The organism is Brevundimonas sp. KH_025, from assembly GCF_057839885.1.
Genome location: NZ_CM174501.1, coordinates 2132260 through 2150777, shown reverse-complemented (window position 1 = coordinate 2150777; position 18518 = coordinate 2132260). Strand labels below are relative to the sequence as shown.

Annotated in this window: 14 protein-coding genes; 8 read left to right on the top strand and 6 right to left on the bottom strand. The window is 68.8% G+C overall.

The window, feature by feature from the left end; genetic code table 11:
- Window positions 1–172: 172 nt before the first annotated feature.
- The 4 genes from AC3IS2_RS10590 to purB all read right to left on the bottom strand — a co-directional run bounded on the left by AC3IS2_RS10590 (window position 173) and on the right by purB (window position 3581).
- On the bottom strand, window positions 173–805 hold the full coding sequence (locus AC3IS2_RS10590) for a fasciclin domain-containing protein (RefSeq protein ID WP_489197709.1): 633 nt from the start codon (window positions 803–805) through the stop codon (window positions 173–175).
- A 119-nt stretch (window positions 806–924) separates the two neighbouring features.
- Window positions 925–1764: a formyltetrahydrofolate deformylase gene (gene purU / locus AC3IS2_RS10585; protein WP_489197708.1), complete on the bottom strand. Its 840-nt coding sequence runs from the start codon at window positions 1762–1764 to the stop codon at window positions 925–927.
- Between the two features lie 12 nt (window positions 1765–1776).
- Window positions 1777–2274 (bottom strand): DNA-deoxyinosine glycosylase, encoded by a 498-nt coding sequence (locus AC3IS2_RS10580; protein ID WP_489197706.1) that lies wholly within the window; start codon window positions 2272–2274, stop codon window positions 1777–1779.
- Between the two features lie 5 nt (window positions 2275–2279).
- The gene (purB, locus tag AC3IS2_RS10575; protein ID WP_489197705.1) at window positions 2280–3581 is read right to left on the bottom strand and encodes an adenylosuccinate lyase; all 1302 of its coding nucleotides are present in this window, start codon (window positions 3579–3581) and stop codon (window positions 2280–2282) included.
- Window positions 3582–3892: 311 nt separating this feature from the next.
- Here purB and AC3IS2_RS10570 point away from each other — a divergent pair, with 311 nt between their 5' ends.
- Together AC3IS2_RS10570 and AC3IS2_RS10565 are read left to right on the top strand one after the other, a co-directional pair.
- Window positions 3893–4213 carry a DMT family transporter gene (locus tag AC3IS2_RS10570; RefSeq protein ID WP_489197703.1) on the top strand — a complete coding sequence of 107 codons (321 nt, stop codon included), beginning with the start codon at window positions 3893–3895 and terminating at the stop codon, window positions 4211–4213.
- A gap of 29 nt (window positions 4214–4242) precedes the next feature.
- Window positions 4243–4899, top strand: a complete 657-nt coding sequence (locus AC3IS2_RS10565; protein WP_489197702.1) for a glutathione S-transferase family protein — start codon at window positions 4243–4245, stop codon at window positions 4897–4899.
- Window positions 4900–5091: 192 nt separating this feature from the next.
- Here the strand turns inward: AC3IS2_RS10565 and AC3IS2_RS10560 are convergent, their stop codons facing one another.
- Window positions 5092–6804: a lytic transglycosylase domain-containing protein gene (locus AC3IS2_RS10560; RefSeq protein WP_489197700.1), complete on the bottom strand. Its 1713-nt coding sequence runs from the start codon at window positions 6802–6804 to the stop codon at window positions 5092–5094.
- Between the two features lie 93 nt (window positions 6805–6897).
- Window positions 6898–7710: a uracil-DNA glycosylase gene (locus AC3IS2_RS10555; protein WP_489197699.1), complete on the bottom strand. Its 813-nt coding sequence runs from the start codon at window positions 7708–7710 to the stop codon at window positions 6898–6900.
- A gap of 191 nt (window positions 7711–7901) precedes the next feature.
- On the opposite strand from AC3IS2_RS10555, the gene AC3IS2_RS10550 reads away from it, so the two are divergent.
- The 6 genes from AC3IS2_RS10550 (at window position 7902) to ppdK (ending at window position 18508) form a co-directional block, all read left to right on the top strand.
- On the top strand, window positions 7902–9551 hold the full coding sequence (locus AC3IS2_RS10550) for an electron transfer flavoprotein-ubiquinone oxidoreductase (protein WP_489200144.1): 1650 nt from the start codon (window positions 7902–7904) through the stop codon (window positions 9549–9551).
- A 39-nt stretch (window positions 9552–9590) separates the two neighbouring features.
- Entirely contained in the window at window positions 9591–11486 is a 1896-nt protein-coding gene (locus AC3IS2_RS10545) for a tetratricopeptide repeat protein (RefSeq protein ID WP_489197698.1), read from the top strand.
- A 4-nt stretch (window positions 11487–11490) separates the two neighbouring features.
- Entirely contained in the window at window positions 11491–12363 is an 873-nt protein-coding gene (locus AC3IS2_RS10540) for a 4-(cytidine 5'-diphospho)-2-C-methyl-D-erythritol kinase (protein WP_489197697.1), read from the top strand.
- A 61-nt stretch (window positions 12364–12424) separates the two neighbouring features.
- A complete protein-coding gene (locus tag AC3IS2_RS10535) occupies window positions 12425–13312 on the top strand; it encodes a glycine--tRNA ligase subunit alpha (RefSeq protein WP_404619234.1) in 888 nt (295 codons plus the stop codon).
- Between the two features lie 153 nt (window positions 13313–13465).
- The gene (gene glyS / locus AC3IS2_RS10530; protein WP_489197696.1) at window positions 13466–15526 is read left to right on the top strand and encodes a glycine--tRNA ligase subunit beta; all 2061 of its coding nucleotides are present in this window, start codon (window positions 13466–13468) and stop codon (window positions 15524–15526) included.
- A 291-nt stretch (window positions 15527–15817) separates the two neighbouring features.
- The gene (gene ppdK / locus AC3IS2_RS10525) at window positions 15818–18508 is read left to right on the top strand and encodes a pyruvate, phosphate dikinase (RefSeq protein ID WP_489197695.1); all 2691 of its coding nucleotides are present in this window, start codon (window positions 15818–15820) and stop codon (window positions 18506–18508) included.
- Window positions 18509–18518: the final 10 nt, after the last annotated feature.

Genomic DNA, 18518 nt, shown 5'->3' with positions numbered 1-18518 from the left:
CGGGCGCCAGCCGCCCTCACGCCGACGATGCACATGAAAAGGGCCGCGCTCAGGAGCGCGGCCCTTCTTGGTTCCAGGCGGCTTGGGGGAAGCCTCGCCTGAAAGCTGCGCCTGACGCGATGGGCGTCCGATGCAATGTCAGAACGCGCGATCGCGCCATTGGTTCACGCGATCATTTGGGCATCAGCACCGCGTCGATGACGTGGACCATCCCGTTCGACTGGCCGACATCGGCCTGGGTGATGGTCGAGGTCCCGCCCTTGGCGTCGGTGATCTGCCACTTGCCGCCGCCGGCGTCCTTGATCGTCAGCTTCTCGCCCTGGACCGTGGTCAGGCTGGCAGTGCCGCCGCCCTTCTGGGCCTCGGCGGCGATGTCGGCGGCGGTCAGGCGGCCGGGCACGACGTGATAGGTCAGGATCCTGGTCAGGGCCGGCTTCTGGGCCGGCTGCATCCAACCGTCGCGCGTCGCGGCGGGGATCTTCTCGAAGGCGGCGTTGTCGGGCGCGAAGACGGTGAAGGGGCCGGCGCCTTGCAGCGTCGTCGCCAGACCCGCGGCCTGGATCGCGGCGACCAGGGTGGTCAGGTTCGGCGCCTTGGAGGCGTTGGCGACGATGTTGTCCATCGGGCTCATGGCCACGCCGCCGACCATGGGGGCGGTCGTCACGGGAGCCATCGCGGCCGACTCGGCTGGCATGGTGTCGGCCGGGGCCTTTTCGACCGTGGGCGCGTTGTCGCCGCAGGCGGCCAGGGCCAGCAGGGCGGCGGCCGATACGGTGGCGAGGGCGGCGGTTCGGGTGATCTTCATGGCGTCTCTCCATCGACGTCCGCTCGGTTGGGGGCGCGGCGTCGGGGGGAACTACGGTCGAGGACCGCAAAAGGATGCGATCTACTTCAAATTATCCGGCGCGATCCATGATCGCCGCATCAATCCGCGAAGACGACCGTCTTGCCGCCATGCATCAGGATGCGGTCGTTCAGGTGGTGCGACACGGCCCGCGCCAGAACCCGACGCTCGATGTCGCGGCCCTTGCGGATCAGGTCGGCGGGGGCGTCGCGGTGGCTGATGCGCTCCACGTCCTGTTCGATGATGGGGCCTTCGTCCAGGTCGGCGGTGACGTAGTGGGCGGTGGCGCCGATCACCTTCACCCCCCGCGCATGGGCCTGATGATAGGGTTTGGCGCCCTTGAAGCCCGGCAGGAAGGAATGGTGGATGTTGATGCAGCGCCCCGCTAGCTGCGTCGTCAGGTCGTCGGACAGGATCTGCATGTAGCGCGCCAGCACCACCAGCTCCGTTCCGGTCTCCTCGATCAGGGCCAGAAGCTGGGCCTCTTGCGCCGCCTTGTCGCCGCTCATGGGCAGGTGGTGGAAGGGCAGGTCGCCCAGGTCGACGTGGCCGATCATGTCGCGCGGATGGTTGGACACGACGGCCGTCACCTGCATCGGCAGTTCGTCGATGCGCCAGCGATAGAGCAGGTCGGCCAGGCAGTGATCGAACCGCGAGGTCAGGATCATCACCTTGCGGGGTTCCGGTCCGCGCAGGGTCCAGTCCATGTCGAACCGCTGGGCCACGGGAATGAAGGCCGCGCGAATGGCGTCCTCGGCGTCCCCCTCCAACGGTTCGAACACCACGCGCATGAAGAAGTAGCCGCTCAGGGCGTCGCCGAACTGCTGGGCGTCCGAGATATTGGCGTCCCGCTCCAGCAGGAAGGCGGAGACGGCCGCCACGATGCCGTGGCGGTCAGGGCAGGAAAGGGTCAGAATCATCGAGCGGCCGACCTATTCGAGAATGAAGCCGCTCAGCATGGCCCAGCTTTCCGCTTTTGCCGACAGGGATATTGCGTGCGCGGGGCTGGAGGACGGCAGGTCGATCAGGGCGACGCCTTCCAGATCGGCCAGAATTCGACGCCCCAGCTTCGCCGCCAGCCCGCCGTTGAAGGCCACGGCGGCGAGGTTCGGCAGACCCCCCGCCAGACCGCGCAGGTCGGCAGCTTCTGGCGAACGGATGGCGGCGTCCAGGCTGCCGGAGCGTTCGGCCGAGGCGATCACGTCCCACAGGCCGACGCCGCGCGCCTTCAGGCGATCAAGGCGCTCCTCGTAGGGCAGGGCGGGCAGAGCCTCGCCCAGCAGGCCGCCGATCAGCGGCCAGAAGCCGTTGCGCGGATGGGCGTAATACTGGGCCGCCTTCAGCGAGGCGTCGCCGGGCAGGCTGCCCAGGATCAGGACGCGGGTGCGGTCGTCAACGACAGGCTCGAAGCCGACCGCACGCGCAGGCAAGGGCTTCAGCCCTCGCCGAAGACTCGCTTGAACACCACGTCCACGTTCTTGGTGTGGTAGCCGAGGTCGAACAGGGCTTCGAGTTGGTCGTGGGGCAGGGTGACGCGGGCGTCGGCCTTGAGGAAGTCGAGGAAGGCGCCTTCGCCGCGCCAGACCTTCATGGCGTTCTCCTGAACCGCCGCATAGGCGTCTTCACGCGATACGCCGGCCTGCGTCAGGGCCAGCATGACCCGTTGCGAGTGCACCAGACCGCCCAGGCGGTCGATGTTCTTCTGCATGTTCTCGGGATAGACGTTCAGCCGCTCCATCACGCCTGCCAGGCGGTGCAGGGCGAAGTCGAGGTGGACGGTGGCGTCGGGGCCGATGCCGCGCTCGACCGAGGAGTGGCTGATGTCGCGCTCGTGCCACAGGGCGACGTTTTCCATCGCCGGAACCACGGCCGAGCGGACCAGACGGGCCAGGCCGGTCAGGTTCTCGGTCAGGATCGGGTTGCGCTTGTGCGGCATGGCCGACGAGCCCTTCTGACCCTTGTCGAAGAATTCTTCGGCTTCCAGCACCTCGGTGCGCTGCAGGTGGCGGATTTCGACGGCCAGACGCTCGATCGACGAGGCGACGACGCCCAGGGCGGCGAAGTAGGCGGCATGACGGTCGCGCGGGATGACCTGGGTCGAGACCGGCTCGACGGCCAGACCCATCTGGTCGGCGACGTATTGCTCAACCGCCGGATCGACGTTGGCGAAGGTGCCGACGGCGCCCGAGATGGCGCAGGTGGCGATTTCCTCGCGCGCCGCGATCAGGCGGCGTTTGGCGCGCTGGAACTCGGCGTGATAGCCGGCCAGCTTCAGGCCGAAGGTGACGGGCTCGGCGTGGATGCCGTGCGAACGGCCGACGGTCGGGGTGTATTTGTGTTCCTTGGCGCGGACTTCCAGCGCGGCCAGGACGCGATCGACGCCGCCCAGCAGCAGGTCGGTCGAGCGCGCCAGCTGCACCGCGAAGCAGGTGTCCAGCACGTCCGAAGAGGTCATGCCCTGGTGCAGGAAGCGGGCTTCCTCGCCGACGATTTCCGACACATGGGTCAGGAAGGCGATGACGTCGTGCTTGGTGGTGCGTTCGATCTCGTCGATGCGGTCGGCGTCGAAGGTGACGTCCTTGCCCTTGGCCCAGATGGCGTCGGCGGCGTCCTGCGGGATCACCCCCAGTTCGGCCATCTTGGTGGCCGCGTGGGCCTCGATCTCGAACCAGATCTTGTACTTGGTCTCTTGCGACCAGATGGCGACGGCTTCGGGGCGGGTATAGCGCGTGATCATGGACCGGTCGTGTCGTTCGAGAGGGGCCTTGAGTCAAGGTTTGCCGCTCCAAACTTCCGTCATCCCGGCCGGAGCCGCAGGCGCAGAGCCGGCACCGCCCCAAACGCGGCGGTTTGGGGCGTCTGATTTGAGCCTGGTGTTTGTGGCGGTCCCGGATAGCGGCTTCGCCGCTTCCGGGATGACGCGCGTTTGAGCGCGCGTGCTTGACTTCCGCCTCCCTTGTCCCAGATAGGAGCCTCAGAGGACGACCTCTCCCTTCATTGGGCATGACCGCCGGGACGACCCGGCTCGCCATGCAAGGGAGCACCGTCATGGCCTGGATTTTCCTTCTTCTCGCTGGCGTCCTTGAGGTCGTCTGGGCCTTCCTGATGAAGGCGTCCGACGGCTTCACCAAGCCCTGGCCCACCATCGGCACCATCGCCTTCATGATCGTCAGCTTCGGCCTGCTGTCGATGGCGATGAAGACCCTGCCGCTGGGCACGGCCTACGCCATCTGGACCGGGATCGGCGCGGTCGGCGCCTTCATCGTCGGCGTCATGGTGCTGGGCGAGGCCCTGACGCCGATGCGCATCGGCGGGGTGGTGCTGATCGTCTCGGGCCTGGTTGTGCTGAAGCTCTCCTCAAGCCATTGATAGGCGACAGCCTTGCAGGAGAGACGGCCATGGAACTGGTGATCGGCGACAAGCTCTATTCCACCTGGTCGTTGCGGCCCTGGCTGGTGCTGAAGCGCTGCGGCGCGGACTTCACCGAGACGGTGGTGCGGCTGAACCAGCCCGACACCGCCGAACAGATCGCGCGGCATTCGCCCGCGGGACGGGTGCCGGTGCTGAAGGTCGATGGCGAGACCATCTGGGACAGTCTGTCGATCTCGGTCTGGTGCGCCGAACGCTATCCCGAGGCCCGGCTGTGGCCCGCCGACGCCCATGCGCGCTGGCAGGCCCGGTCGGTGACGTGCGAGATGCATTCGGGCTTCATGGCCCTGCGCACCGAATGCGCCATGGCGCCCGACCACGCCATGGTCGGCCCCGACCGCAGCCCTCCGCCGAAGGGAGAGGACACGGCCGCCGACATCCGCCGTCTGGTGCAGATCTTCCGCGAGGCGCGCGCCCGCTTCGGCGCCGGCGGGGACTACCTCTATGGCGAATGGTCGATCGCCGACGCCTTCTTCACGCCTGTCGCGGCGCGGGTGCGTCATTTCCAGATCGACCTGGCCGCCCACGGCGACACGGACGGCGTGGCGCGCGCCTACGTCGACGCCCTGCTGGCCCAGCCCGACTTCATCGCCTGGGGCGATCAGGCCCTGGCTAACGCCGCTTAACCCAAGCCGAAAACCGGCGATTAACGAGTGACGCCGCAGTCTGTTCTCACGGCGTAAGGCCGTGGGGGCAGGCGATGCGCACGATCAGCAAGAATACCGACTGGGCCAAGACGGCGCGCGGCTATTTCCTCGCCGCCCTGGCCTTCGCCTTCGTCTGGGCCATGCTGCTGTCCAGCGTGGTCTGAGCAGGATCTAGCGCGAGCCGCCGCCGGTCGCGGCCTCGGCCACCTGCATCGGCGCGGGCTGAAGCACGGGCGGCGGCGCCACATAGTCCAGACGGATCGGCACGGCCTTGGCGCCCGCCGCCACGGCGTCCAGCGTGTTCAACGGCGCGCCCAGCATCCGCTGATAGATCCAGTAGGCGGCCACGACCTTTTCCACGTATTCGCGCGCTTGCGGCACGTCGATGGTCTCGATCAGCAGCAGGGGATCGGCGTCCGGCCCCAGCTTGCGCACCGCCGCCAGCATCGGTCCCGGCCCGGCGTTGTAGGAGGCCACGGCCTTCAGCAGATCGCCCTGGAAGGACTCGATCTGGAACAGGCGGTTCACATAGTCCTGACCCAGCTTCAGGTTCGTCGCGGGGACATACAGCCGCTCGGGGCTGCGGACATAGTCCTGATCCCCGGTCATGTAGGCGGCGGTGGCGGGCATGACCTGCATCATGCCATAGGCGCCGGCCCCGGAGCGGGCGGTGGGGTTGAAGTCGGTTTCCTTGCGCGCGATGGCGTAGACCAGCGCCTTTTCGATGGTGAAGCCGCCCTCGGGCTCCAGCACCGGCATGGGATAGCGGCTCGCGTCGATGCGGGCGGCGTCGGACTGGGCCGCGCGGTTGGGGGCCACGGTGCGATAGAGGCCGGCCCACAGGCGGCGCGCGGCGTCGCCGTCAGCGCTGCGCATTCCGTTGCGGGCGGCTTCTTCCGCCTCGTTACGGCGACCGACTTCATAGAGGGCGACCGTGCGGCGCGCCGTCTCGTCGGAACGGATGAAGGCGTTCAGTTCGCGGGCGTCCACGCCGGTCGGCTCGGGCGTGAAGCTGGCGCGTTGCAGCGTCGCCCCATAGGCGCGCGGGCCCATGTTCTCGATGACGGGTTCTTCGCCCAGTTGGCGCAGGGCGACCTGGCCGTAGAAGGTCGCGGGCCAGCGCGCGGCCTTGCGCAGGTGCTCGGCCACCTTGTCCTGACGGCCCGACTGGGCGGCGGCGCGGGCGGTCCAGAAGGCGGCGCCGGCGCGAACCCAGGGGTCCTCGGTCGGGTCGTCGGCTACGCGCTCGAAGGCGCGGAAGGCGTCGGAGTATTCATGCAGGCGCCAAGCCGCCAGCCCCGCGCTCCACCAGTCGCCCATCTCCGCGCCGGTGCGATAGGCGCCGGCCAGATCGTCGTTGTTCAGCGCCACGCGCGCCGCCTTGGCCGGATCGGTGACGCCGCCGTCGTTGGCGCTGGCGCCGGTCACGCTGGCCCAGGTGCGTTCGATCAGATTGCCGGGACGTTTCGGCTCGACTGCGCCGTCGGGGATGCGGCGCATGGCCAGGGTATAGACGCGCGGCGCCATCGGCAGGTCGGAATAGGTCTCCAGCCAGGCCGCCAGTTCGTCATAGGTCGCGACGTGGGCGGGGTGGAACAGGCGCTCGAACTCGACCTGGCCCAGCAGGACGCGGTCGCGCGCCTGACGCGCGGAATTGCGGGCCAGCTCCAGATCGCCGCGCCGCAGGGCGTCGAAAGCGGTGGTGTAGCTGAGGCGGTCTTCGCTGCTCAGGGCCGTGGGCGTGCGATCCGAATCGTTCGCGACATAGGCGACGCCCCCCTCGTCAGCAGCCCCGCTTTCGGCCGCCAGAGCAGCAGGCGCAACCGTGACGCAGAGCGCAGCGGCGAACAGGGGCGCGAGGGTCGCGCGACGGAAATGACGCATACGCGGCGGCCCCCTTCATCGGCGCGGCTCCCGTCTCAGGTCGGGATTGTCAGCGCTCTGTGGACTGGTCGTCAGCCGGCGATCATGCCTGACTCAGCCGTTCGGCTCAACCTGAGCCGTATCTAGACGCGCCGCCAGCGACAGCATGTCGGCCCAGGCGACCCGTTTCGCCTGCGGCTGACGCAGCAGGAAGGCGGGGTGCAGGGTGGCGAGAACGGGGGCCGAAAATCCGCCCTCGGCCAGTCGCCATTCGCGCCACTGGCCGCGAATCTTCATCAGGCCTTCCTCGGTGTTCAGCACCGATTTCGCCGCGGCCGCCCCGACCAGCAGCACGGCCCTGGGCTGCATCAGGGCGAAGGCGCGCTCCACGAAGGGGGCGCAGGCGGCCTGTTCCTGCGGCGTCGGCGAGCGGTTGCCGGGCGGCTTCCAGAAGACGGTATTGGTCATGAAGGCCTGATCGGCCAGGCCCGCAGCCGCCAGCATCCGGTCCATCAACTGGCCCGCCTGACCGACGAAGGGTTCGCCGCGCAGATCCTCGGTCTCGCCCGGCGCCTCGCCGATCAGCAGGATCGAGCCCTTGGGATTGCCGCGCGCGAACACGGCCTGCCTGGCTCCCATGACCCGCAGGGGACAGCCCTCGAAGGCGGCGACCGCCTCGGCCAGTTCGTCCATCGTCGTGGCGGCTGCGGCGACACGGCGCGCCTCGCCGACCGCGTCTGCGCCGGACATTCCTCCATGCAGGGCGGTGACGCTGGCCGAGGCCTTCTGCATCACCTGCGGGGCCGGCGGGGCGACGAAGACCGTGCGATCGACCGGGGCTTCCAGGTAGCAGGCGTCCACCCCCGCATCGCGCCAGAAGGCGAGCAGGGCTTCGGTTGCGGCGGCATCAAGGGGCTGAGGCGTCATTCGATGACAGGGATAAGCCTTGACCGCCGCTGCGTCACCTCATGATAAGGCGGATAACCACGACGATAACGAGGATTCAGGGGAAGATGGCTGAGCAAGCGATCGAAGGCGGTGCGATCAACGCCTGGCAGGAAGCCGTCATCGACAAGCTCCCGCCGGCGGAAGCGCTGGAAGGCGTCGAGCGCGAGGTCATGGAATATGACGTCGTCATCGTCGGCGGCGGCCCGGCCGGCCTGTCCGCCGCCATCCGCCTGAAGCAGCGCGCCGAGAAGGACGGGAAAGAGATCTCCGTCGCCGTGCTGGAGAAGTCGGCCGAGATCGGCGGTCATATCCTGTCGGGCGCGGTGATCGATCCCAAGGCGCTGAACGAGCTGTTCCCCGACTGGAAGGAGCGCGGCGCGCCGCTGGAGACCCCGGTCAAGACGGACAAGTTCCTGGTGCTGGGTCCGCAGGGCCAGGCTTCGCTGCCGATGTTCGCCATGCCGCCCTTCATGCACAACCACGGCTGCTACATCGCCTCCCTGGGCAATGTGGCGCGCTGGCTGGCCGAACAGGCCGAGGCCCTGGGCGTCGAGGTCTATCCCGGCATGGCCGCCAGCCACGTTGTCTGGGATGAACCGTCCGGTCGGGTGAAGGGCGTCGTCGCCGGCGTCTTCGGCATCGACCGCGAAGGCAAGCCGACCGGCGACTTCCAGCCCGGTCTGGAACTGCACGGCAAATATGTCTTCATCGCCGAGGGCGTACGCGGCTCGCTGGCCAAGACCATCATGGCCCGTCACGACCTGACGGCGAACTCGGACCCGCAGAAGTTCGGCATCGGCCTGAAGGAACTGTGGCAGATCCCGGCGGACAAGCATCAGCCCGGCCTGGTCCAGCACACGACCGGCTGGCCGCTGGACGACAAGACGGGCGGCGGTTCGTTCCTGTATCACTTCGGCGACCGCTACGTGTCGGTCGGCTTCGTGGTGCACCTGAACTACAAGAACCCGTATCTGTCGCCGTTCGACGAGTTCCAGCAGTTCAAGCGCCACCCGGCCATCGCCGAGCATCTGGAGGGCGGCACGCGCGTCTCCTACGGCGCCCGCGCCATCACCGAGGGCGGCTTCCAGTCGGTGCCGAAGCTGGCCTTCCCCGGCGGCGCCCTGATCGGTTGTTCGGCGGGCTTCGTGAACGTGCCGCGCATCAAGGGCAGCCACAACGCCATGAAGACCGGCATGATGGCCGCCGACGCCGCCTATGAGGCCGTGATCGCGGGCCGCGAGGGCGATGTGCTGGAGGCCTATGAAGAGGCCTACAAGGCGTCGTGGGTCTACAAGGAGCTGAAGGTCGTCCGCAACGCCAAGCCCATCCTGTCCAAGCTGGGCACCATGATGGGCGGCGCGGTTTCCATGTTCGACATGTGGGTCAACCACCTGACCGGCGGCTTCTCCTTCTTCGGCACGATGAAGCACACCAAGACGGACGCGGCCTCGACCGAACCGGCGTCGAAGCACAAGCCGATCACCTATCCCAAGCCGGACGGCAAGCTGTCGTTCGACAAGCTGTCCAGCGTCTTCATCTCGAACACCAACCACGCCGAGGACCAGCCGGCCCACCTGAAGCTGCTGGACCCGACCGTGCCGATCAACGTCAACCTGCCCAAGTACGGCGAGCCGGCCCGGCTCTACTGCCCGGCGGGCGTCTATGAGGTGCTGACCGACGAGCAGGGCCAGAACCCGCGCTTCCAGATCAACGCCCAGAACTGCGTCCACTGTAAAACCTGCGACATCAAGGACCCGTCGCAGAACATTGTCTGGACCACGCCGGAAGGCGGCGGCGGCCCCAACTATCCGAACATGTAAGTCGAGGCGTTTCCGCCTCTTGCGGGCGGAAGGGAAAGCGTGAAGGGTCCGCCCATGCGCTTCGCCTTCCGCCGCTCCGCCCTGTTCGCCGCCGCCTCGCTGATCGCGCTGGGCCTGGCCGCGCCGTCGCTCGCCCAGGACGCGCCGCAGACGCGGCCGGTGCAGGACGCGCCGGCCCAGGCTGAGCCTGACGCCGAGATGGAACCGACGCAGGAGCCGGACGCCGACGCTCCGGTCGATGAAGCGGTGGCCGAACCCGAGGTCGCGCCGATCCCTGCGGTCTGGGCGCCGATTCCGACCGATGCGGCGCAGCACAGCGCCTACGGGCTCTATCTGGCGGGCCGCAACGCCCTGATCAGCGGCGAGAGCGAGGCGGGCGCCGCCTATCTGGCGCGGGTCGAGAACCTGACGCCGGAACAGCCGCGCGTGCGCGAACAGGCCTTCACCGCCGCCCTTCTGGCCGGCGACCTCGACGTCGCGGGCCGGATCGCGCCGGAAGGCGAGGGCGTCTCGCCCGTCATCGTCCAGGCCGGGCGTCTGGTTTCGGCCGTTCAGACCTTCGTGGGCGGCGACGCCCGCCGCGCCAACGCCTTGTTCAAGGCCGCGCCCATCGACTCGCCGCATGACCGCGCCGGCCTCTATGTCCAGGTCTGGATCGCGGCGGCGGCTGGCGACTGGGACCGGGCCCTGGCCGCGCCGCCGACGACCCTGGATCCGATCAGCGTCCTGGTGGCGCGCGGCAATCGCGCCCGTCTGCTGGAGCTTCGTCGTCGTCATGACGAGGCCGACGCCGAATGGCGCGACCTGACCAGCCACGCCCTGGCCTCGGCCCTGTTCCGGCTGCCCTATGGCGAGTTCCTGGAACGGCGCGGCAAGCGTGATCTGGCCCTGGCCCAGTATGACGCCGCCATCGCGGCCGGCGCCAGCGACCGTGCCACCCGTCAGGCGCGCGAACGCGTCCTGGCCAAGGGGCGGCCGCCCGCCGCGCCGACCTGGCGTCAGGGCGCGGCCCTGGCGTTGAAGACGGCGGCGGATCAGGCGATCGCCCAGCGTGCGCTCGAGTTCGGCGTGGTCTATCTGCGCCTGGCCCTGAATCTGGAGCCTGACGACCAGACCCGGCTGATGATCGGTCAAACCCTGCAGCAGGCCGGGCTGGAGCCGGCCTCCCGCGCCGCTCTGTCCCAGATCGGCGACCGCGACCTCGAGGTCTTCGCCGCCGCCCGGGTGCAGAGCGCCGTCAGCCTGGAGAAAGAGGATCAGTCCGAGGCCGCTCTGGCCGAACTGCGCCGCGCCGCCGCCGCCCGCCCGAACGAGGCGACCATCGCCTATATGCTGGCCGGCCAACTGGTGCAGATGGAACGGTTCGAAGAGGCGCTGACCCTGCTGAACGGGCCTTTGTTGAACGCGGCCGTGCAAGGGTTCGAGGTGCGTTTCCTGCGCGGCGCCGTCTATGAGGCGCTGGACCGCAAGCCCGAGGCCGAGGCGGAGCTGTGGGCCGCCTTGCAGCAGCAGCCCAACAGTCCGACGGTGTTGAACTATCTCGGCTACCTCTGGGTCGACGGCGGAACCCGGGTGGAGGAAGGGGCCGAGATGATCGCCCGCGCCTTCGCCGCCGATCCGAACGACGGCAATATCCAGGACTCGCTGGGCTGGGCCCAGTATCGCCAGGGCCAGTTCGAGGCGGCCGTCGATACGCTGGAGAAGGCGGTGGCCAAGGAGCCGGCCAACGCCGAGATCAACGATCACCTGGGCGATGCCTACTGGGCGGTGGGCCGCCGGCGCGAGGCGGGCTTCCAGTGGAACCGCGTGCTGAGCCTGGAAGTCGAGGCCGAGCGCAAGGCCGAGGTCGAGGCCAAGCTGCGCGACAAACTGGGTCAGGAACCGACCGGCGACAAGGGCGCGGGCCTGGGGGCGGGCGCGGGCGCCGAGAGCTGACGTCGTGACCCTGACTGGGCTGGCGCCGGCCAAGATCAACCTGTTCCTTCACGTCGGGCCTGTGCAGGTCGACGGCTATCATCCGCTGGCCAGTCTGGTCGCCTTCGCCGACCTGGGCGATGCGGTGACGGTCACGCGGGCCGACGCCCTGTCGCTGAGCGTGACCGGCCCGTTCGGCGGGGCGCTGGCGGGCGAGGGCGACAACCTGATCCTGCGCGGGCTGCGGGCGCTGGGCGAGGCCGCCGGGATCGGCGCGCCGCCGGTGGCGGTGAGCCTGGACAAGCAGCTTCCCATCGCGGCGGGGCTGGGCGGCGGTTCGGCGGACGCGGGCACGGCCATCCGGCTGGCGGCGCGACTGCTGGACCTCGATCTGGACGAGGCGGCGCTGGAAGGTGTCGCGGGCGTGGTCGGGGCGGACGGGCCGATGTGCCTGCGCGCCCGTCCGGCCTGGGCGACGGGCAGGGGGGACGATCTGAGCGACGAGCCGCGCCTGCCGCCGCTGTACGCCGTCCTGCTCAACCCCGGCCTGCCGTCGCCGACGGGGGCGGTATATCGGGCCTATGACGATGCGCCGGTCGGCGCCGCCGATTGCCCCGAGGCGCCCGCTGACTGGTCGCCCGCCGCCGTGATCGACTGGCTGTCGCACCAGCGCAATGATCTGGAGGCGCCCGCCCTGCGCGTCACGCCGGGGATCGGCGAAGCTCTGGCGGCCATGCGCGCCGCGTCCGGCTGTCGCCTGACTCGGATGTCGGGATCGGGCGCGACGGTCTTCGGCCTGTTCGACGATGCGGCCGCCGCCAAATTGGCTGCAGATGCCCTGCAACGCCCCGGCTGGTGGGTGCGGTCCTGCCTGTTGGGAAATCCCGCCTCCGGTTGAACTCAGCTTCGCCGCCCTCTAGGGTCCGACCTCAAATTTTGCGCTGCGAAAACGAGCCGTCGTGACGACCGAACCCCTATCCTTCCAGGACCTGATCCTGACCCTGCACAAATACTGGGGCGACCAGGGCTGCGCCATTCTGCAGCCCTATGACATCGAGGTCGGCGCCGGCACCCTGCACCCGGCCACGGTGCTGCGGGCGCTCGGTCCCAAGCCGTGGAAGGCCGCCTATGTCCAGCCGTCGCGCCGCCCCGGCGACGGCCGCTATGGCGAGAACCCCAACCGGCTGCAGCATTACTACCAGTATCAGGTCATCCTGAAGCCGAACCCGGACAACCTGCAGGAGCTGTATCTTGGCTCGCTGGCCGCCATCGGCATCGACCCCAAGCTGCACGACATCCGCTTTGTCGAGGACGACTGGGAAAACCCCACCGTCGGGGCCTGGGGCCTGGGCTGGGAGGTCTGGTGCGACGGCATGGAGGTGACGCAGTTCACCTATTTCCAGGGCGTCGGCGGCATCGAGGTCGACGTGGTCTCGGGCGAGCTGACCTACGGGCTGGAGCGTCTGGCCATGTATGTTCAGGGCGTCGACAACGTCTATGACCTGAAGTTCAACAAGGAAGGCCTGACCTACGGCGAAGTCTTCCTCGAGAACGAGCGCCAGCAGTCGGAAGCCAACTTCCACGGCTATGACGTCGCCGCGCTGAAGCGCCGCTTCGAGGACATGGAGCGCGAGGCCGCCCACTTCCTGACGCTGAAGGGTCCGCAGGGCCAGCCGCTGGTCCTGCCCGCCTATGACCAGGTGCTGAAGGCTTCGCACCTGTTCAACCTGATGGACGCCCGCGGCGCCATCGCCGTCGCCGAACGCCAGAGCTACATTGGCCGCATCCGCGACCTCTGCAAAGCCTGCGCACTCGCTCAAGTCGAACATGAGAAGGCGACGTCGTGAGCCCCACCCTGCCGTCATTCCGGGGCGGCGCAGCCGAACCCGGAACCCAGGCGCCGGCGCTCCGCACGGCTCTTTCCGCTTTGAACTCCGCCGTCTGGGTCCCCGGATCGGCGTCGCTCCGCGACTTGTCCGGGGATGACGGAATTTAATCGAATGCCCCAGCTTCTCCTCGAAATCTTCTCCGAAGAAATCCCCGCCCGCATGCAGCAGGGCGCAGCGCGCGACCTGGAGCGCATGGCCTCCGAGCGTTTGAAGGCCGCCGGCCTGACCTGGGACGCGCTGAATGTCTTCGCCGGGCCGCGCCGCCTGACGCTGGTGATCGACGGCCTGCCGACCGCCGCCGAGGACCGCAACGAAGAGGTCAAGGGGCCCAAGACCTCGGCCCCCGCTCAGGCGCTGGAAGGCTTCCTGCGCAAGACCGGCCTGACGCAGGACCAACTGGTCGAGCGCGACGGCGTCTGGTTCGCCGAGATCAGCAGCAAGGGCCGCCAGACGACCGAGGTCTTCGCCGAGGCCGTCGATCAGATCGTCCGCAGCTTCCCCTGGCCCAAGTCGATGCGCTGGGGCGCCGGCACCCTGCGCTGGGTGCGCCCGATCAAGCGCATCGTCGCCCTGTTCGACGGGGCGGTGGTGCCGTTCGAGATCGACGGCATCCACAGCGGCGACGTGACCGAGGGGCATCGCTTCCTCGGCAGCGGCAAGCCGTTCGCGGTCAAGGACTTCGCCGACTATCGCGCCAAGCTGGAACGCGACTTCGTTCTGCTGGACGTGGCCGACCGCAAGCTGCGCATTCTTGAAGCCGCCAAGGCCGCCTGCGCCGCGCGCGGTCTAGCTCTGGTCGATGACGACGGCCTGCTGGACGAGGTGGCGGGTCTGGCCGAATGGCCGACGCCGATCCTGGGCGACATGGACCCGCAGTTCCTGTCGCTGCCGCCCGAAGTGGTCCGCCTGTCGATGAAGGTGCACCAGAAGTATTTCGCTGTGCGCGATCCGGCCAAGGATGGACTCGCCCCGAACTTCCTCGTCGTCGCCAACGTCGAGGCTACCGACGGCGGCAAGGCCCTGGCCGCCGGCAACAGCCGCGTCCTGTCGGCCCGCCTGAACGACGCCCGCTTCTTCTGGGACGAGGATCAGAAGGTCGGCTTCGACGCCTGGAACGACAAGCTGAAGGGCGTCACCTTCCACGCCAAGCTCGGCACCCTGGCTGAACGCGTCGACCGCATCGCCGCGCTGGCCCGCGAGATCGCCCCTCTGGTCGGCGCCGACGCGGATCAGGCCGAACAGGCCGCGCGCCTGTCCAAGGCCGACCTGGCCTCGGGCATGGTCAGCGAGTTCCCGGAACTGCAGGGCGTCATGGGCGGCTACTACGCCCGTCTGGCTGGCCAGCCAGACGCCGTCGCCGACGCCGTGCGCGACCACTACAAGCCGCAGGGTCCGGGCGACACGGTCCCGACCGCCCCGGTCACGGTCGCCGTCGCCATCGCCGAGAAGCTGGACACCCTGGTCGGCTTCTTCGCCATCGACGAAAAGCCCACGGGCTCGCGCGACCCCTACGCCCTGCGCCGCGCCGCGCTGGGCGTGATCCGGCTGGTGCTGGAGAACGGGGTGCGGATGCCGCTGACCCAGATCGGTAAAGTCGCTGATCGCGTTCGCGCTGAGCAACCAACCGGTGCTCTCGGTAAGCTTGATCCGGCTGAGCTTGGCACCTTCTTCGCCGACCGTCTGACCGTCCTGCTGCGCGATCAGGGTCAGCGCCACGACCTCGTGGCCGCTGTCTTCGCTCTGGGCGACGACGATCTGGTGCGGATCGTGCGTCGAGTGGAGGCGCTGGCCGCCTTCCTCGCCACGGACGACGGGGCCAATCTGCTGGCCGGCTACAAGCGGGCGTCGAACATCCTCAAGGCCGAGGAGAAGAAGGGGCCGCTGCCCGAGGGCGCCGTCGCCACCGGCCTGGCTGACCAGCCGGCGGAAGAAACCGCCTTGGCCTTTGCCGCCGCCGCCGCCGCGACCGCCGTGGACGCGGCGCTGGAGACCGAAGACTTCGCCGCCGCCATGACGGCCCTGGCCGCCCTGCGCGGTCCGGTGGACGCCTTCTTCACCGGCGTCATGGTCAACTCCGACGTGGCCGAGGAGCGCGAGAACCGCCTGAAGCTGCTGGGTCAGGTGCGCGGCGTCATGGGTCGGGTCGCGGACTTCGGCCAGATCGCGGGCTGATTTCTGATCCTTCTCCCCTCGAGGGAGAAGGTGGGCGGCGGAGCCGCTCGGATGAGGGGGACGTGTCCATAAACGCGACGCCTTCAGTCCGGCCTCCGCCCGCCCCCTCATCCGTCTCGCTGGCGCGAGCCACCTTCTCCCTCGAGGGGAGAAGGAAAAAGGTGCGCTGACACATCCTCACACGGATTGTTACGCCCCCGGCCTCGCCTTCGCAGGTGCAGCGCGCTAGTGAGGGCCACCGTGCCGGGACTCAAGGCCCCGCGCGACAGACCACGGCTCAGGGACTGCAAGATGACCAAGTGGGTGTACGGCTTCGGCGGGGGCTCCGCTGACGGCGACGCGTCGATGAAGAACCTTCTCGGCGGCAAGGGCGCGAACCTGGCCGAGATGTCGTCTCTCGGCCTTCCGGTGCCGCCCGGCTTCACGATCACGACGGAAGCCTGCGTCCACTATTACTCCAACGGCGAGACCTATCCGGCCGAACTGGCCGCACAGGCCGCTGCAGGCCTGAAGACCGTCGAGGGCATTGTCGGCAAGACCTTCGGCGATGCGTCCAACCCCCTGCTGGTCTCGGTGCGCTCGGGCGCGCGGGCCTCGATGCCGGGCATGATGGACACGGTACTGAACCTGGGCCTGAACGACCAGACGGTCGAGGGTCTGGCTGCTCTGTCGGGCGACCGTCGTTTCGCCTTCGACTCCTATCGTCGTTTCATCACCATGTATTCCAACGTGGTCCTGGGCATCGGCCACGACCAGTTCGAGGAGGTTCTGGACGACCACAAGGATCGTCTGGGCGTCTCGATCGACACCGACCTGACCGCCGAGAACTGGGAAAAGGTCGTCGGCGACTACAAGATTCTGGTCGAGCGCGAACTGGGCCAGCCCTTCCCGCAGGACCCGCATGACCAACTGTGGGGCGCCGTTTCGGCCGTCTTCGCCAGCTGGATGAACGACCGCGCGAAATTCTATCGCCGCATGCACGACATCCCCGAAAGCTGGGGCACGGCCGTCAACATCCAGTCGATGGTGTTCGGCAACATGGGCGAGACGTCGGCGACGGGCGTGGCCTTCACCCGCAACCCCTCGACCGGCGAAGCCAAGCTGTACGGCGAGTTCCTGATCAACGCCCAGGGCGAGGACGTGGTCGCGGGCATCCGCACGCCGCAGTCCCTGACCCAGGCGGGCCGCGAGGAAATGGGCGAGACCGCCCCCTCGATGGAAGAGGCCATGCCGGTCGTCTTCGGCCAGTTCGTCGACGTGGTCGGGCGGCTGGAAAGCCACTACCGCGACATGCAGGACATCGAGTTCACGGTCGAGCAGGGCCGTCTGTGGATGCTGCAGACCCGCAACGGCAAGCGCACGGCCAAGTCGGCGCTGAAGATCGCCGTTGATCTGGCCTCCGAGGGCGTGATCTCGCAGGAAGAGGCCGTGTCGCGGGTCGAGCCCGCCGCCCTCGACCAGTTGCTGCACCCGACGCTGGACCCCAACGCCGCCCGCACCGTGGTGGCGGCGGGCCTGCCGGCCTCGCCGGGCGCCGCGACCGGCAAGATCGTTTTCGACGCCGACGAGGCCGAGCGCCTGTCGCAGGTCGGCGACGCCGTCATTCTGGTGCGCGAAGAAACCAGCCCCGAGGACATCCACGGCATGCACGCGGCGCGCGGCATCGTCACGGCGCGCGGCGGCATGACCAGCCACGCCGCCGTCGTGGCGCGCGGCATGGGCCGGCCCTGCGTCTCCGGCGCCGGCGAGATCTCGATCAACGAGAAGGCCGGGACCTTCACCGCGCGCGGCCGCACCTTCAAGGCCGGCGAGGTCATCACCATCGACGGCGGCAAGGGCGAGGTGCTGGACGGCGCCGTGGCCATGATCGAGCCGGAACTGACGGGCGACTTCCAGACCCTGATGGCCTGGGCCGACGGCGTGCGTCGCCTGAAAGTCCGCGCCAACGCCGAGACGCCGCTGGACGCCAAGACCGCGCGCGGTTTCGGCGCCGAGGGCATCGGCCTGTCGCGCACCGAGCACATGTTCTTCGACGAGGCCCGCATCGCCGCCGTGCGCGAGATGATCCTGGCCGACGACGAGCAGGGCCGCCGCATCGCCCTGGCCAAGATCGCGCCCTTCCAGAAGGCCGACTTCGCCGACCTGTTCACCATCATGGCCGGCCTGCCGGTGACGATCCGCCTGCTGGACCCGCCGCTGCACGAGTTCATCCCGCACACGGACGCCGACATCGACGCCCTGGCCGCTGGTTCGGGCCTGGACGCCGCCAAGCTGAAGCGTCGCGCGCGGGAACTGCATGAGACCAACCCCATGCTCGGCCACCGCGGCTGCCGCCTGGGCGTGGCCTATCCCGAGATCTACGAGATGCAGGTCCGCGCCATCCTCGAGGCGGCGCTGGAGGTGAAGAAGGCGTCGGGCCTGGCCCCGATCCCCGAGATCATGCACCCGCTGGTCGCCCTGGGTCTGGAGATGAAGTTCCTGCGCGAACTGACCGACCGCACGGCCAAGGCCGTGTTCGCCGATGCCGGCGACAGCGTCGAATACCTGGTCGGCACCATGATCGAACTGCCGCGCGCCGCCCTGCGCGCCGCCGATCTGGCTGAATACGCCGAGTTCTTCAGCTTCGGCACCAACGACCTGACCCAGACCACCTTCGGCATCAGCCGCGACGACTCGGGCCACTTCCTGCAGGCCTATCTGGACAAGGGCATCTTCGAGACCGATCCCTTCGTGCGTCTGGACCAGGACGGCGTGGGCGACCTGATCCGCATCGCCGCCGAGCGCGGGCGCGGGATCAAGCCGGACATGAAGATGGGCATCTGCGGCGAACACGGCGGCGACCCGTCGTCCATCGCCTTCTGCGAGAGCGTCGGCCTCGACTACGTCTCCTGCTCGCCCTACCGCGTGCCGATCGCCCGTCTGGCGGCCGCCCAGGCCGCGCTGTCGGCCCGTTCCGGCGAGGAGCGCGAAAAGGACCGCTGAGGCGGTCCTT

Bases quoted from the DNA above. Each gene is read 5' to 3' on its own strand.
- AC3IS2_RS10590 (WP_489197709.1), bottom strand. From the start codon at position 805: ATGAAGATCACCCGAACCGCCGCCCTCGCCACCGTATCGGCCGCCGCC.
- purU (WP_489197708.1), bottom strand. From the start codon at position 1,764: ATGATTCTGACCCTTTCCTGCCCTGACCGCCACGGCATCGTGGCGGCC.
- purB (WP_489197705.1), bottom strand. From the start codon at position 3,581: ATGATCACGCGCTATACCCGCCCCGAAGCCGTCGCCATCTGGTCGCAA.
- AC3IS2_RS10570 (WP_489197703.1), top strand. From the start codon at position 3,893: ATGGCCTGGATTTTCCTTCTTCTCGCTGGCGTCCTTGAGGTCGTCTGG.
- AC3IS2_RS10565 (WP_489197702.1), top strand. From the start codon at position 4,243: ATGGAACTGGTGATCGGCGACAAGCTCTATTCCACCTGGTCGTTGCGG.
- AC3IS2_RS10560 (WP_489197700.1), bottom strand. From the start codon at position 6,804: ATGCGTCATTTCCGTCGCGCGACCCTCGCGCCCCTGTTCGCCGCTGCG.
- AC3IS2_RS10555 (WP_489197699.1), bottom strand. From the start codon at position 7,710: ATGACGCCTCAGCCCCTTGATGCCGCCGCAACCGAAGCCCTGCTCGCC.
- AC3IS2_RS10550 (WP_489200144.1), top strand. From the start codon at position 7,902: ATGGAATATGACGTCGTCATCGTCGGCGGCGGCCCGGCCGGCCTGTCC.
- glyS (WP_489197696.1), top strand. From the start codon at position 13,466: ATGCCCCAGCTTCTCCTCGAAATCTTCTCCGAAGAAATCCCCGCCCGC.
- ppdK (WP_489197695.1), top strand. From the start codon at position 15,818: ATGACCAAGTGGGTGTACGGCTTCGGCGGGGGCTCCGCTGACGGCGAC.